The 15,014-nt window shown below is 52.8% G+C and carries 9 protein-coding genes and 4 pseudogenes; 2 read left to right on the top strand and 11 right to left on the bottom strand.

Going from position 1 to position 15,014, the window contains the following annotated elements; genetic code table 11:
* From rnr to JCM13996_RS09165, 6 genes and pseudogenes are all read right to left on the bottom strand, one after another.
* Window positions 1-2,010 (bottom strand): annotated as a pseudogene (rnr, locus tag JCM13996_RS10580) (ribonuclease R); the annotation flags it as partial.
* A 72-nt stretch (window positions 2,011-2,082) separates the two neighbouring features.
* On the bottom strand, window positions 2,083-2,808 hold the full coding sequence (locus JCM13996_RS09180; protein WP_054750906.1) for an alpha/beta hydrolase: 726 nt from the start codon (window positions 2,806-2,808) through the stop codon (window positions 2,083-2,085).
* Window positions 2,809-3,023: 215 nt separating this feature from the next.
* A pseudogene (secG, locus tag JCM13996_RS10575) lies at window positions 3,024-3,259 on the bottom strand (preprotein translocase subunit SecG).
* A 94-nt stretch (window positions 3,260-3,353) separates the two neighbouring features.
* Window positions 3,354-4,894, bottom strand: a pseudogene (locus tag JCM13996_RS09175) (ClC family H(+)/Cl(-) exchange transporter).
* A 161-nt stretch (window positions 4,895-5,055) separates the two neighbouring features.
* Window positions 5,056-5,706, bottom strand: coding sequence for an MIP/aquaporin family protein (locus JCM13996_RS09170; RefSeq protein WP_054750905.1), 651 nt, complete (start codon window positions 5,704-5,706; stop codon window positions 5,056-5,058).
* A 448-nt stretch (window positions 5,707-6,154) separates the two neighbouring features.
* Window positions 6,155-6,622, bottom strand: coding sequence for a hypothetical protein (locus tag JCM13996_RS09165; protein WP_156321946.1), 468 nt, complete (start codon window positions 6,620-6,622; stop codon window positions 6,155-6,157).
* Here JCM13996_RS09165 and JCM13996_RS09160 point away from each other — a divergent pair.
* Window positions 6,612-8,243, top strand: a complete 1,632-nt coding sequence (locus JCM13996_RS09160; protein WP_156321945.1) for a LysM peptidoglycan-binding domain-containing protein — start codon at window positions 6,612-6,614, stop codon at window positions 8,241-8,243. The genes JCM13996_RS09165 and JCM13996_RS09160 overlap by 11 nt on opposite strands.
* A 768-nt stretch (window positions 8,244-9,011) precedes the next feature.
* Here JCM13996_RS09160 and JCM13996_RS11005 read toward each other — a convergent pair.
* Entirely contained in the window at window positions 9,012-9,431 is a 420-nt protein-coding gene (locus JCM13996_RS11005; RefSeq protein ID WP_054750903.1) for a hypothetical protein, read from the bottom strand.
* Window positions 9,432-9,434: 3 nt separating this feature from the next.
* Window positions 9,435-9,635 (bottom strand): hypothetical protein, encoded by a 201-nt coding sequence (locus JCM13996_RS11155; protein ID WP_054750902.1) that lies wholly within the window; start codon window positions 9,633-9,635, stop codon window positions 9,435-9,437.
* Between JCM13996_RS11155 and JCM13996_RS09145 the strand changes: the two genes are divergently transcribed.
* Window positions 9,607-11,178, top strand: coding sequence for a glucosaminidase domain-containing protein (locus JCM13996_RS09145; RefSeq protein ID WP_054750901.1), 1,572 nt, complete (start codon window positions 9,607-9,609; stop codon window positions 11,176-11,178). The genes JCM13996_RS11155 and JCM13996_RS09145 overlap by 29 nt on opposite strands.
* A 366-nt stretch (window positions 11,179-11,544) precedes the next feature.
* Here the strand turns inward: JCM13996_RS09145 and eno are convergent, their stop codons facing one another.
* From eno to JCM13996_RS09130, 3 genes and pseudogenes are all read right to left on the bottom strand, one after another.
* Window positions 11,545-12,855, bottom strand: coding sequence for a phosphopyruvate hydratase (gene eno, locus JCM13996_RS09140; RefSeq protein ID WP_054750900.1), 1,311 nt, complete (start codon window positions 12,853-12,855; stop codon window positions 11,545-11,547).
* 87 nt (window positions 12,856-12,942) lie between these two features.
* Window positions 12,943-13,696 (bottom strand): annotated as a pseudogene (gene tpiA, locus JCM13996_RS09135) (triose-phosphate isomerase).
* Window positions 13,697-13,760: 64 nt separating this feature from the next.
* The gene (locus JCM13996_RS09130) at window positions 13,761-14,951 is read right to left on the bottom strand and encodes a phosphoglycerate kinase (protein ID WP_054750899.1); all 1,191 of its coding nucleotides are present in this window, start codon (window positions 14,949-14,951) and stop codon (window positions 13,761-13,763) included.
* Between the last annotated feature and the right edge of the window lie 63 nt (window positions 14,952-15,014).

Below are 15,014 nucleotides of genomic sequence, written 5' to 3'. Positions count from 1 at the left end.
GTTGCTGATGTGCACCAGCCCCTCAACCGTGTTCGGTAACTCGACAAACATCCCGAAACTCAGTACAGAGGAAACCACCGCGTCGAATTCCTGGCCGACTTTGTCCTCCATGTACTCAGCCTTCTTCAGGTCATCAACGGCGCGTTCAGTGTCCACACTCCGCCGTTCGGCCGTGGAGGTTTGCACCGCGATGTCCGGCAAGACCTGCTTCCACTTCGCCTTCACGTCATCACTGGTGCTGTGCGCATATTCACGAATCATGCGGTGCGCCACCAGGTCAGGATAACGCCGAATTGGCGAGGTGAAGTGCGAGTAGTACTTCGCGGCCAACCCAAAGTGGCCCAGTGGGTCCGGTGAGTACCGGGCCTGCTGCAGGCTCCGCAAGAGCTTGACGTTGACCATGGCTTCTTCTGGGGTCCCGGCGACGTCCGTCACTACTTGCTGCAACATCCGTGGCGTGACGTCTTTGCCCTTCACGTTGTGAATCTGAATGCCAAAGGTCGCCAGGAAGTCCATAAATTCCTTCATGGAATCCTTGTCGGGCTGCTCGTGCACCCGGTAAAGGAATGGCAGGTGGGCATCGTAGTAGTGCTTAGCGACCGTTTCATTAGCTGCAAGCATGAAGCTTTCAATCATCCGTTCCGAGGTGCCACGTTCGCGAAGGACGATATCGATGGGGTGACCCACATCGTCCACAATGATCTTGGCTTCATGTTCTTCAAAGTCGATTGCGCCACGTTCATGCCGCATCTTGTACAAAATCTGGTGCAACTGGGCCATGTCTTGGAGCATCGGCAACAACTCCTGGCGGTCACCTAACGCACTAGCATCCCCGTCAAGCGCCTTGTTGACGTTGTTGTACGTCAAGCGCCCATGTGAACGAATGATGCTTGGGTAGATGTCGTGATTGACCACGTGGCCCTGCCCATCAATTTCCATATCACAGCTCATTGCCAACCGGTCAACGTCAGGTTCAGGGAACAAATCCCGTTACTCAACCGGAATGGCAACATCGGGATGACCCGGTCCGTCAGGTAAGTTGACGTGCCCCGGTCATACGCTTCATCATCAAGCGGTGTCCCCGGACGCACATAGTACGAAACGTCGGCAATGTGGACACCCAAATGGTAGTTACCGTTGTCCAAGCGCCAAACCGTGACGGCATCGTCAAAGTCTTTGGAGTCATCACCGTCAATCGTCACCACGGCCTGGTCGGTAATATCGCGCCGACCGGTCCGGTCACTGTCCAACACGTGGTCGGGGATATTTTGCGCCTGCGCTAATACTTCCGGTGGAAATTCGGACTTAATGTGGTTGGACATCACGATACTCATGATATCTACACCTGGGTCGTTCTTGTTTCCGAGGTTCTGACTCATCATCCCGTCATGCTGGCTGGATGCAGGTTATCTGGGTAGTGGGTAATTTCCACCATCACCATGTCCCCGGCTTGGGGATGCATTCCCGTATCCTCCACCATGATGGGGTACTTGTGGATCTTCTTTTCGGGACTCGTCACCGTACCAATGAAGCCGGTTTGCCGCGCTTCTTTGTCCGAAAACGGCTGAAATTCACCTACTAATGACGTGTACTTGTGTCCCGTGACCTTGGTTACTTCGCCATCAGCCCCCCGCGGATCACCCGGTTTGGCTGGGTGCAGGATGTTGATTTCAACCGTATCCCCGTCAATAGCGTGCTTCGTGTTTGGTGGGGCGATAAACACATCCGGTCGGTGGAATCATCCACGCTCACAAAGCCGAAACCCTTATCGTTACCACGGAAAGTACCCACGATGACAGCCTTCGGGGCACCCAACGAGTACTGCTCCTGCTCGTTCTGATGAATAAAGCTTTCCTTCATCAGGCCGTTCAACGCTGTCACCATGTTCTTAATGTCGGCACTATCCCTTAGCTTCAGTGCCCGTTGCAATGACGCCACGGAGTAGTTCACCTTGGCATTGCGCCGAAACAACCCTAATAATTCATTACGTATGTGACCAACAGTGGTCATGTTCTACCTCCAGATGGGGTGCGCCCAGCGCGACCCCACTTCTTCTTTAATTAGATTTATTAATTAACAATTTTAGAGCCGGGCCAAAAATGCCAACACGTCGCGACTCAACTGGGCCTGGCTGTGGGGATCCGCAGTCAGAATGTGGTTGGCCTCCGGGTACCACGCCAATGACGCGGGGGCGCCCCGGAATAACGCCAGAGACCTCAACGCTGTCTGCGGTGTGATCACAGTGTCCTGTCCACCCTGTGCCAACAAGACCGGTACGTGAACGGATGGTGCCGCGGCAATGGTTAGATGCGCTAGGTGACGCAACGCAGCGCGCTGATGCTCAATTGCGCCCTGCGCGGCCCCAAAATCCGCTTGCTGGTCGGACTCGCGCACAATGTAGTCCATGTACCGGTGTACCGTCCGCGCAAAGTGCGGCGAACCGTCCACCAGTGGCGTGGCAAACGCACCGCCAGCCACGACCCCCGCCATCGTTTCGAGGGCGCGCAGGGCAAAGTTGCCACCCATGGAAAGACCGAACGTCACCACACGACCGTATTCGCGCCGCATCGCGCGCACCGCTGCCTGGGTCTCCGCCAGCCACCGGTCAGGGCCAAAACTCAATGGCCCCAACGGCGTCTTGTCGGCGTGGCCACTAAAGATGGGTGCCTGCACGGCGTAACCCGCCGCGTTTAGATCATTGGCCAGTAACCGCATATCACGGCTACTACCCGTAAACGAATGTAGTAAGACCACTCCGGGCAAGTCCTTACGGCCCGGCAGTGTAATTGGTTGCGGATATCTGAGCACAGGGTAACTCCTTTCGATGCACCATTGTTGCCTGTATGGCGGTTATCGTCACCACACGGGTTGAACCCAGATAATCGACCAACAACCCTTCTTCAACAACCCACCAGTAATATTGAGAACAAACTGCACGTCCAGCCCGACGGCAGCCACATAACAACGCCAGTATAACAAAAGTCCCCCGCAAATTCCGGGAGACTTCGGTCGTGGCGCTCTATTTAGTGCGAAGCAATGTATGCCAACGCAATGGCCAACCCGAAGAAGACCACACCCAAAACCAACGTGACCTTTTCCATGAAGCTTCAAAGCCCCGGGACTTGGTGTGACCAGACGGATCCATGGACCCGCCTGATAGTGCGCTCAGAGCATCCTGTTGCTTGGATGGCTGCATCATCACCGCAATGATGATCAGCACTGAGTCTGCGATTAGCAACGTGGTTAATAGTGATTGCACGATTCTTCCTCCGTGTCCGTTCAAAATACTAATGATATGCTACCACAAAAGCCTTCAATTGCATAGCGTTAACTGCAGTTTAGTCCCATCGATATTACTCGGTGAGTGGGCGCGCCGCCGCGCCGCCGATCACCGCTCGTACCCGCGCCTGGCGACTACCGTCAGTCATCACCACGAGGGTATCCCCCGCGCGAATCATGGCCGCGCCTTGTGGGACCAACCGGCGCTCACCCCGACGAATTTCGACCAGCAGGCTCCCCGTTGGCCACGTAAAGTCACGCACCTGGTGCATGTCCAACGTCGAACCGGCAAAGACGGGTACTTCGAACGTCACCGGGTGGTGCAATTGGCTTAAACTTTCTGGCACCGTCATCCGGTTCAATAGCGCCGCATAAATTGGCTGGCCGCCAAAGATATCCGTGGTGACGTACGCTACCAACGACACCACTGCCAGCGGTAGCAAGTGACCGAGGTTGCCCACCATCTCGGTGATGAGCAGAATGGCCGTAAATGGTGCCTTGCTAATACCCGCAAAGTAACCAGCCATCGCGAAAATCATCAAGTTAACCACGTACTGTTGGGGTAAGAGTCCTAGCCGCACCATGGCCACACCATACAGCGCACCAAGCACCGCCCCTAACGTCAAGATAGGAAGAAAAATCCCCCCAGGCAGTCCGGAACCGTACGCATCATCGAAAAGACGAAGCGCACGACAAACAGGAGGCACAGCGCCGAAAGGACGGGTATCTGACCACCAAGGTTGAGAATCACCCCGTTGCCACCACCCAGTACCTGGGGCATCCAAAATCCTAGCGGAATGATCAGCAACAACGGTACAACGCCCTGCGCCACGCGGGGAATGGGTAAGTGGCCATACCAGCGTGGCAGTGAAAGCAACGTGGCGTTATAGAGCAAGCCCAACAACCCCAAGATGATTCCCAACACTACCAGGTGCCAGTATTGATTCATCGGCAAACTATGCGCATAAGTGATGTGGAGCACCGGTGTGAGCCCGAAGACCCGCATGGACACGTAGTCGGCGGCCACCGCAGACGCCAGGCTACTCATCCACACCAACGGGCTAAAGTTATGGTAAACCTCCTCCAAAACGAACATCACACCCGCAATGGGTGCGTTAAAAGCCGCGGCTAACCCACCAGCTGCTCCGGCCGCAATCAGGACGCGTCGTTCACTGCCACTTTCGTGACGGCCAGCAGCGACCCCCTGACCAATTGCGGCCCCTAATTGAATGGAGGGACCCTCCCGGCCCAGGAACAAGCCGGAACCAATCGCCAGGACGCCGGCGACAAACTTGCGCCAAAGGATCCCCCACCAGTGGAACTCCATGGTGCCTTGCAACTGCCCCTCTACCTGGGGAATCCCGGAACCGCTGATGTTGGGCTCCTGACGCAACAACACAGCGGCAATGATACTAACGACGATGCCCAGTACCAACACCACTGCGAGACTTGGCCAGCTGGGGTGCGCGTAAATGCCCTGGATCCACGCTAACATGTGTGCAATGAACAGCCTGAACAAAGCCACCGTCGCTCCCGCTAAGGCCCCCACTACCAGGCCCCAACCAATGAAGTGCAATCGTGATCCATCAATTAGCCGTCGCATCGACTGATTCATCCCCCTAAAAAAAATCTCAATGTTTCCAGTATATGCCTTACCGCAACGATTAGTCAATGACAATTATCAATTGCTACAGACATGGCACAAGCCTTGGTGCTTCAACGCAGCAAAAAAATCCTACCCGGAGGCAGGATCCATACGGCGTTCTTCAACAACGGCTACTCCTCACTACCTAAGAAACGCGAAGCAATTGCGGCCAAAGCACCCCCAAGTTCCGGTGCCAGGATGTAGACCCACAGATCACTCAGCGCATTACCCCGTGCAAAAAGGGCCGGACCAATCGACCGGGCGGGGTTCAACGACCCACCCGTGAGGTTAAGCGCAACGACAATTAGTAGGGCCAAACTGATGCCAATTACCAGACCAGCAAACTGGTCGTTGCCGTGCTGGACACTAGTAACGTTGAGAATTACCAGCACGAACAGGAATGTGACCAACGTTTCCACTACGACCGCCATCCAGGGCTCAATCACGGTAAAGTCCGTTTGACCCAACTGACTGGTTGATTGTCCCAGGGCGTTAACAAACAGCGCTACAAAGGCACTCCCAACGATACAACCAAAAATCTGCGCAATGATGTATCCCACCGCATCTTTGCCACTAATACGCTTATTGATCAGCATGGCAGTGGTCACTGCGGGATTGAAATGGCCACCAGAAATTCCGCCAAAGGCGTAGGCGGAAATCGTAATCGCCAACCCAAAAGCTAACGCAATGGTCAGCACCTTACCATTCGCGATAACCACTGCGCTCGTACCAATGAAGACCAGTAAAAAGGTGCCCAAAAATTCTGCGCTCAATTTACGCACATTGCTCACTCCTTCCAACGTTCAACCACCACTCCACCTTGTGATTGTATGTACATATATCATAACGGATTATGCTGCTGCACACAAGGGTGAACCGTTATTTTGAGCCACAATCAGCTGACCACGGGTATAATGTGGCCAAATTCACGCATAGCCCGGTTGGCAGCCATATTTGTTTGAATAACCAGTATTAAATAACAAACGTAACTGATTAAGACTGGGGCAAATGCTGGCATATTCACCGCAAAATGTCTTAAGATAAACGTATACATTTTGAGAATAGCATTAATTATGAGCACGATCTGTTTCACAGGAGGATGAACGAATGGCTACATATAAACACAGCAATTTCTACAAACACGGACGTCGCATTAGTAATAAGAAGAAGATTGCCACCACAACCACTACGCTGGCAGCATTACTCACCATGGCAGGTGGTTTCAGTCAGTTAAAAACGCCAGCTGCCCAGACGGTTAAGGCCAGCACAAGTACCACTCCCGTCACGTTCTGGCGCAACTTTAGCGGTCAAGGGCACTAGCAGTGCAGCTAGTTCCGCCGCCAGCAACGGTAGTACCACCGCCTCTACTGCTAGTATTGCCTCATCAAGTGCTAACAGTAGTGCGGCTACATCCACGGCTAGCTCAGCAGCATCGAGCGCCAACAGCGCCACTAGTAGCGCCAATTCTTCGGTAAGTGCGTCATCCGCGGTCACTAGCAGTGCTACAAGTAGCGCTACCAGTTCAGCCGCCCCAACCAGCTCCAGTAACGCGACGAGTACCAGCGCGGCCACTAGTGCCGCTTCATCAGCTACTCCTTCCTCAGCCGCCAGTTCGGCTGTCTCCAGTAGTACATCTACCGCGTCAGTTTCTAGCGTTGCCGCCAGTGACACGAGCAGTAGTGCCAGCGTGACGGTCACCAGCACCGCGCCTGCATCGTTAGCCGCCGCTAAAGCATCAGCAGCCGCAACTTACGCTCAGACTGGCCAACCACAGCAGATCGTCATGACGGATGCAACCGCCGTAGTTGCCCAGCCAACCTTCAGCAGTACCGCACGTTTACAGAACTTCATTGAAAGTGTTGAAGATGGAGCCATTGCCGGTTGGTCTGAATATGGTGTCCTACCTTCCGTCACGGTTGCTCAGGCAATTCTGGAAAGTGGCTGGGGTCAATCATCATTATCTACCAGTGCCCACAACCTCTTTGGTATCAAAGCTGACAGTAGTTGGACCGGTAGCACGGTCAGCTACCCAACCCAGGAATACGTCAATGGTAGTTACGTCACCGTCAACGCGCGGTTCCGGGCCTACGCCAACAACTCAGCCAGTGTTGAGGACCACGGGGCCTTCCTCAAGGAAAATTCCCGGTATAGTAATATCATTGGCAACACTAGCTACACATCCGTAGTCAATGACCTGCAAAGTGACGGCTACGCCACCGACCCGAGTTACGCGCAGTCTCTGTTGAGCTTAATCAAGGAGTATAACCTCACCTCTTTGGACACCATTGCCCTGAATGGTGAAACTATCAGCGGCCACACCGCTACCAGCACGAGTACCGCTACGTCAGCCACCACTTCAGCCACTAATGCCGGAACTGGTACGGGCTCCAGTAACACCAACGTTTACTACACGGTCAAAGCTGGTGACACCCTGAGTGGTATCGCCGCGAAGTACAGCACGAGCGTTAACACGCTGGCTAGTTGGAACAGCATTAGCAACGTGAACTTGATTCACGTGGGTGACGTGTTACTCGTGCAAAAGGCCGCCACTACCACTAAAGCAACTACGACTACCAGTACGACTAGCGCCAACACTTACTACACCGTCAAATCTGGTGATACGTTAAGCGCCATCGCGGCCAAGTACAACACGACCGTTGGTACCCTCACCTCCTGGAATGGTATTAGTAACGCAAACCTGATTCTCGTGGGCCAGAAGTTACTGGTCAAGAAGGCTACCGTTACAACCACAACCACTACGGCAAAGGCGACTACCAGTACGACCAGCGCCAACACTTACTACACCGTTAAATCCGGCGATACACTCAGTGCCATTGCGGCCAAGTATGGCACCACGGTCAACACGTTAGCCCAGAACAACAGTATTAGTAACGTTAACTTGATTCGGGTTGGCCAGCGGCTGCTGATCAGCAAGGGTTCATCAACCACAGCGACGCAAAGTTCCGCAACCGCTGCTAAGACCGCCTCGACCGGCACCACTTACACGGTCAAGTCTGGTGATACTTTGAGTGGCATCGCCGCTAAGTACGGAACCTCTGTCGCTAGCCTGGCATCATTGAACAGTATCAGTAACGTCAACCTCATCCGCGTTGGCCAAACACTCAAGGTGACCGGCTCTAGCAGCGCTACTACTAAGACTAATACTAGTAACAGTAGTAGTACGTACACCGTCAAGTCTGGTGATACGCTCAGCGGCATTGCGGCTAAGTACGGTACATCCGTCAGCAAGTTGGCATCGCTCAACGGTATCAAGAACACCAACCTCATTCTTGTTGGTCAGTCCTTACGGCTAAACTAAGTTAATCAGCCTCAATTTACGGACCGTGCTTAATTGTCACGGGTCCGTTTTTGTACATACGTTAGGACATCATGAGTAAGACAAGGGCATGAATAACGCTTGTGTAACAAGCTATACCATTAGCTGAACGCCTGTAACCAAACTGTAACATTAGGCTAATTGATGACACTTTTTCACGAGCAAAACGTATGTTTGCGCCCATAACCACCGGTATTATCGCATTTTTAAAAAAAACACAATGTACCCCTTTATCGAACAAATACTTGCATGTTACACACACTCGTTGCCCATCTGGTCGAAAAGTTAAGAAAGTACTAACGTGATCTTGCACGATGTTGTACAATTACTTTGACGATTTCTACACGAAATGTGTTGAGGAGGAAATCAATATGGAAAAATACAAACACGCATTCACTGGCAATGCGCACGTGCCCGATAAGAATGTCTTAGCAACAACTTCAACGATTGCGGCGGCAGTTGCGGTTGCGAGTGGGTTGGGTTTAAATCATGTCAGCGCGCACACTATGAACGCTAGTGCGACTACTCCCACCACTGCGAGTGCCGCAGACACCAACAGTAGTGCTGCGTCGTCAGCAACATCTGCGCAGAGCGCAAGTACGGCTACAAGTGCCAGCAGTAGCACAACTGACAGTCAGGCTACAAGTACTGCGACTAATAAGAAGGATGCGCAGGCAACTACAACGTCAAGCAGTACCGCGACGAGCGATATGGCAAGTACCACAAGTAGTCAGGCGTCCAGTGCAAGTACTAATGTACCTCCAGCGCAACCACTAAGTCAGCGTCTAGCGCGGCATCAAGTGCAGCTACTAAGCCAGCGTCCAGCGCGGTATCCAGTGCCACTACCAAGCCGGCGTCCAGTACGGCATCAAGTGCAACTGCTAAGTCAGTGTCTAGCGCGGCATCAAGTGCAACCACTAAGTCAGCGTCCAGTGCAACGTCAAATATCGCTACTAAGCCAGCGTCCAGCGCGGTATCCAGTGCCACTACCAAGCCGGCGTCTAGCGCGGCATCAAGTGCAACGACTAAATCAACGTCCAGCGCGGTCTCCAGTACCACTACTAAGCCGGCGTCTAGCGCGGCATCAAGTGCAGCTACTAAGCCAGCATCCAGCGCGGTCTCCAGTGCCACTGCTAAACCAGCATCCAGTGCTGCTTCCAGCACCGCCACTAGTCAAGCATCCAGCGCCGCTTCCACCGCGACGACCAAGCCGGCGTCGAGTGCAACATCTAGCGCAACCGCCACACCGGCGTCCAGTGCCGCCGCCAGTGCAACGACCAGCCCAGCATCGAGTGCCAGCACCAGCGTTGCTACCCAGACAGTGGTTACGGATGATATTAACGTCGTGAACGCCGCCAAGTCGGCTGCAGCCAAGGCGTATGCTACCACGGGTCAAGCACAACAGATCGTGGCCATTGATGATGCGGTGACTTCCGCGCAGCCGACCTTTAGTTCGACTGCCAGATTGCAGAACTTTATCGAGAGTGTTGAATCCGGCGCCATCAGTGGCTGGCAGAAGTACGGTGTGCTACCGTCAGTCACGGTAGCACAGGCTATTTTGGAAAGTGGTTGGGGGACCTCCTCACTCGCAACCGCTGCCCACAACCTCTTTGGTATTAAAGCTAATAGCAGTTGGACGGGTGCTAAGGTCAACTACCCTACACAAGAGTACGTCAACGGGCGGTACGTCACCGTTAATGATTACTTCCGCGCCTATAGCAATAACTCCGCCAGCGTCGAAGACCATGGTGCCTTTCTCAAAGACAATTCGCGTTACGCCAACGTCCTCGGTAACACCAACTACCAGTCAGTGGCTAAAGATCTACAGGCGGATGGTTATGCAACCTCGCCAACCTATGCTAGTTCGTTAATCAGCTTGATTCAGACCTACAACTTAACCGCCCTGGATAGCATTGCTCTGAATGGTAGCAGCATTAGCGGGCACACTTCCAGCAGTAGCAACGCTAACTCGGCCACGACCAGTGCTACCAATGGTGGTACTGGTGCAGCTGGTTCTGGTAATGGCAATGACAGTAACCACTACACGGTTCAGTCTGGTGACACCCTGTCCGGGATTGCCAACCAGTTTAGTACAACGGTCAACACTTTGGCTCACCTGAACAACATCAAAAACGTTAACTTGATCCATGTTGGTGATAATCTGTTGGTTAAGCAGGCTAACGCAGCTACTACTAGTGCCAAAGCTACGGCGGTGAAGGCTACCACAACTACTACTGTTGCTAAGGCTGCTCCAGCCAAAACAGCAGCCAAGTCCTCGGTTACCGTGACACCGACAGCGACCGCCACTCAATCGACTGCAACAACCGTTAAGCCGCAGTTTAAGGCATTTGTTGACGCAACGTACACGACGGTCGCAGCTGCGAACAGCGCCAGCTCTGCTCAAGATACCACTGCTGCCGTATCCTCTGCTAGTACTTCATCGGCTACTACAACCGAAGCTACTAGTTCGGACGCGATGGTTACCACAAAGTCAGAAGCAAACAACGACCATGGCTCGCAGGCAACTAATTCGGCAGCGTCCTCTACCGCTAGTTCCTCTGCTACCGGTTCTTCTGCCGCTGGTTCTTCTGCTACCAGCCAAGGAGCATCAGGGGCATCAACCACAAGTTCCGCTGGGAGTAAGGCCGCCTCAGCGTCCTCGAGCACCGCTAACAACGGTGCGCAGAGCCAGGCAGCAAATGGTTCTCAACGACCAGTAGCACCCGCTACTAACACCAGTGCTACTGGCCAAACGTCATCGGCACAGAGCATCGCGGCTACTAATACAAATAATCAAGCAACATTCCCGCAGACTAACGATGATACCACGCGTGCAGCTGTTCTTTCCGGTGTGGGTGTTCTGTTAACCCTCTTCGGACTTGGTGCTTCACGCAAACGTCGTCGCGACGAAAAATAGTTAATTAATTGAATAGAGTTTGAATTATGCGTCACCGTGATAAAGCGGTGACGCTTTTTTTATTTGGCCGCTAGGAACATACCTTGATTTTGCCAAAACCATCATTTAGAAAGGTCTACGCTGCTTTCGTTGGGCGAACCGCACATCAACATATATATCCCCCAGGCGTCTACGCATCATCACCAGACTGTCACATTGGACTCCCTACACATAAAGGCAACCAGCCCCACGAGAGAGCCACTCTGGTTGATCACTCTTCATCGGTTTGAACTCCCCCATCACCATTTCGTTGTACAAAAAAAACGTCCCGCTACAATGCAACGGGACGTTCGTCGTTAAGGATTGAAGCTCAACGCAAGGTAAAGACTACTTTACGTTCAGATTCTTAACGTTGTAGAAGGAATCAAGGCCACGGTACTTGGAAGACTTACCAAGCTGGTCTTCAATCCGCATCAACTGGTTGTACTTAGCGATACGGTCAGTCCGGCTCATGGAACCGGTCTTGATCTGGCCAGCGTTAGTAGCAACAACCAGGTCAGCAATCGTGGAGTCTTCAGTTTCACCGGAACGGTGGGAAACAACGGCGCTGTAGCCGGCTTCCTTAGCCATTTCGATAGCTTCGAAGGTTTCAGTCAAAGTACCGATTTGGTTCAGCTTGATCAGGATGGAGTTAGCAACGCCCATGTCGATACCCTTCTTCAGGTAGTCAGTGTTCGTTACGAACAGGTCATCGCCGACCAACTGGACCTTGTCACCGAGCTTAGCGGTGATCTTCTGCCAGTCTTCCCAGTTGTTTTCATCCAATGGGTCCTCGATGGAAACGATTGGGTACTTGTCAACGAAACTAGCGATCAAGTCGATGAATTCGTCAGTGGTGTAGTGCTTGTCTGGGTCGCTCCAACGAAGAACGTAAGTGCCAGTCTCGGCATCGTACAGTTCGGAGGAAGCAACGTCAAAGGCCAAAGCAACATCTTCACCAGGCTTGTAGCCGGCGTTCTTGATAGCTTCAACCAAGATTTCAAAGGCTTCTTCGTTGTCCTTCAAGTTAGGGGCAAAGCCACCTTCGTCACCGACGGAAGTGATGTCACCCTTGGACTTCAGGAGTGCCTGGAGTGCGTGGAACGTTTCGGAACCCATACGGATGGCTTCGCGAACAGTCTTGGCACCAACAGGCATAATCATGAATTCCTGGAAGTCAATCGTGTTAGTGGAGTGTGCACCACCGTTGATAACGTTCATCATTGGCGTTGGCAGCACGTAGCTGTTAGGACCGCCAAGGTATTCGTACAGTGGCAGACCCAGTTCATCAGCAGCTGCACGTGCAGCAGCCAGAGAAACACTCAAGATGGCGTTCGCACCCAACTTGCCCTTGTTAGGGGTACCGTCCAGGTCGATCATAGCCTGGTCGATAGCACGCTGGTCGGTAACATCCATACCGATAACAGCCTTGGCAATCTTGTCGTTAACGTTAGCAACGGCCTTCAGCACACCCTTGCCGCCGAAACGATCCTTGTCACCGTCACGCAGCTCAACGGCTTCGTGTTCACCGGTGGAAGCACCGGAAGGAACCATGCCGCGGCCAAAGCCACCGTCTTCCGTGTACAATTCAGTTTCAACAGTTGGGTTGCCACGAGAGTCCAAGACTTCGCGAGCATAAACATCTGTAATGATAGACATGTATATTGTCTCCTTTTTCTGAGTATGACTACATTTTAAACTAACTAGCAACACTTAGTCGAGGTGCTACCAGTGCGTTACCAAAAATTAGTCTTGGAAGTGAGCCAGGGCCAAGAAGCTTTCTGGGTCCATGGAAGCACCACCGACCAAACCACCGTCGATGTCTTCTTTGCTCATCAATTCCTTAACGTTGGCAGGCTTGACGGAACCACCGTATTGAATGCGGACGTTCTCGCAGTCTGTTCGTTGTAAAGAGAAGCAACGGTCTTACGGATGTGTGCACACATCTCTTCTGCCTGGTCGGCCGTAGCGGTCTTACCAGTACCAATTGCCCAGATTGGTTCGTAGGCAATAACCAGGGAGCTAACCTGTTCAGCAGTTAAGCCGTCCAGAGCAGCCTTGATCTGACCTGCAACCCAGCTCTCAGCTTCGCCGGCTTCACGCTGTTCCAGCGTTTCGCCACAGCAAATGATTGGCAGCATGTTGTTGCGGAAGATGGCCTTAGCCTTCTTGTTGATGTCTTCGTCCGTTTCCTTGAAGTACTGGCGACGTTCGGAGTGACCAATCACAACGTAGTCAATGCCCATTTCGGACAAAGCCTTCGGACTAGTCTCACCGGTGAAGGCACCAGCATCTTCAAAGTAGGAGTTCTCAGCTGCGGTCTTCAGGGGTTCGCCCTTAGCACCAGCAACCAAGGTGCTCAGGTCAATGGCCGGAGCAGCAATGACAGTTTCTACCTTGCTAGCATCTGGCAGCTTGCCCTTGACCCCATCCAGAAACTTTTGGGTTTCTTCAGGTTCTTGTTCATCTTCCAGTTACCGGCAATAATTGGGGTACGCATGGATGTATTACTTCCTTTCACTAACGTTTACCGACAATGCACCGTTATTGCGGCGCAATGTCACTTACTTGTTGGAAATAGCGGCGATCCCTGGCAGTTCCTTACCTTCCAGGTATTCAAGGCTAGCACCACCACCAGTGGAAATGTGGGTGATCTGGTCAGCAACGCCCAATTCCTTGGCCGCAGCAGTGGAATCACCACCACCAATGATGGTCGTAGCATCCTTCAATGCACCGAGTGCCTTACCAACTTCGTAAGTACCCTTAGCAAAGTTGCTCATTTCGAACACACCCATTGGGCCGTTCCAAACAACCGTCTTGGCACCATCCAGGGTCTTCTTGAACAGTTCGATGGACTTAGCACCAATATCAACGGCCATGTAGCCATCAGGAATGTCGCCTTCAACCGTCTTGGCTGGAGAATCATTCTTGAATTCCTGCACAACCACGTTGTCAACAGGCAGAACCAGCTTATCGCCAGCTTCGTCCATGATCTGCTTAGCGAGGTCGATCTTGTCCCTTTCAACCAGGGAGTTACCAATCTTCAGGCCCTTAGCTGCGTAGAACGTGTAGGTCATACCACCACCGACGATGATCTTGTCAGCCTTTGGTACAAGGTTACGGATAACACCAATCTTATCAGAAACCTTGGCACCACCCAGGATAGCAACAAATGGGTGCTTCGGGTTCTCAACGGCGTCGCCCAAGAACTTGATTTCCTTTTCCATCAGGAAGCCAGCAGCCGTCTGTGCCATGTTGGAGGCAATCCCAACGTTGGAAGCGTGGGAACGGTGTGCAGTACCAAAGGCGTCGTTAACGAACAGGTCGCCAAGGCTAGCCCAGTACTTGCCCAATTCAGGATTGTTGCCGGATTCCTTCTTGCCGTCCAGGTCTTCGAAACGGGTGTTTTCCATAACCAGAACGTCGCCATCGTTCATGTTGTTGATGGCATCTTCCAACTGCTTGCCACGAGTGGCTGGGACGAAGGTCACGTCCTTCTTCAGCAGGTCGCTCAGGTGCTCTGCGACTGGACGCAAGCTCAACTTAGCCTTGTCTTCTTCAGTCTTAACACGACCCAAGTGGGAAAGCAGGATGGCCTTGCCACCGTGCTCGATTACGTACTTGATGGTTGGCAGTGCGGCAACAACACGGTTGTCGTCACCAATCTTACCGTCCTTGATCGGCACGTTGAAGTCAACGCGGATCAGGACCTTCTTGTCCTTGACATCAAGGTCAGAAACAATCAATTTTGCCACGAGATAATGCCTCCTAAATATTTTAGTTAACTGTTTTAAGTACCGCCCGCGCGTAACACGGGC

The sequence above is a fragment of the Lacticaseibacillus thailandensis DSM 22698 = JCM 13996 genome (genome assembly GCF_001312865.1).
In the GTDB taxonomy this organism is placed as follows: domain Bacteria; phylum Bacillota; class Bacilli; order Lactobacillales; family Lactobacillaceae; genus Lacticaseibacillus; species Lacticaseibacillus thailandensis.
The sequence above is the reverse complement of the archived record's forward strand: the minus strand, read 5'-3'. Positions and strand labels throughout refer to the sequence as shown.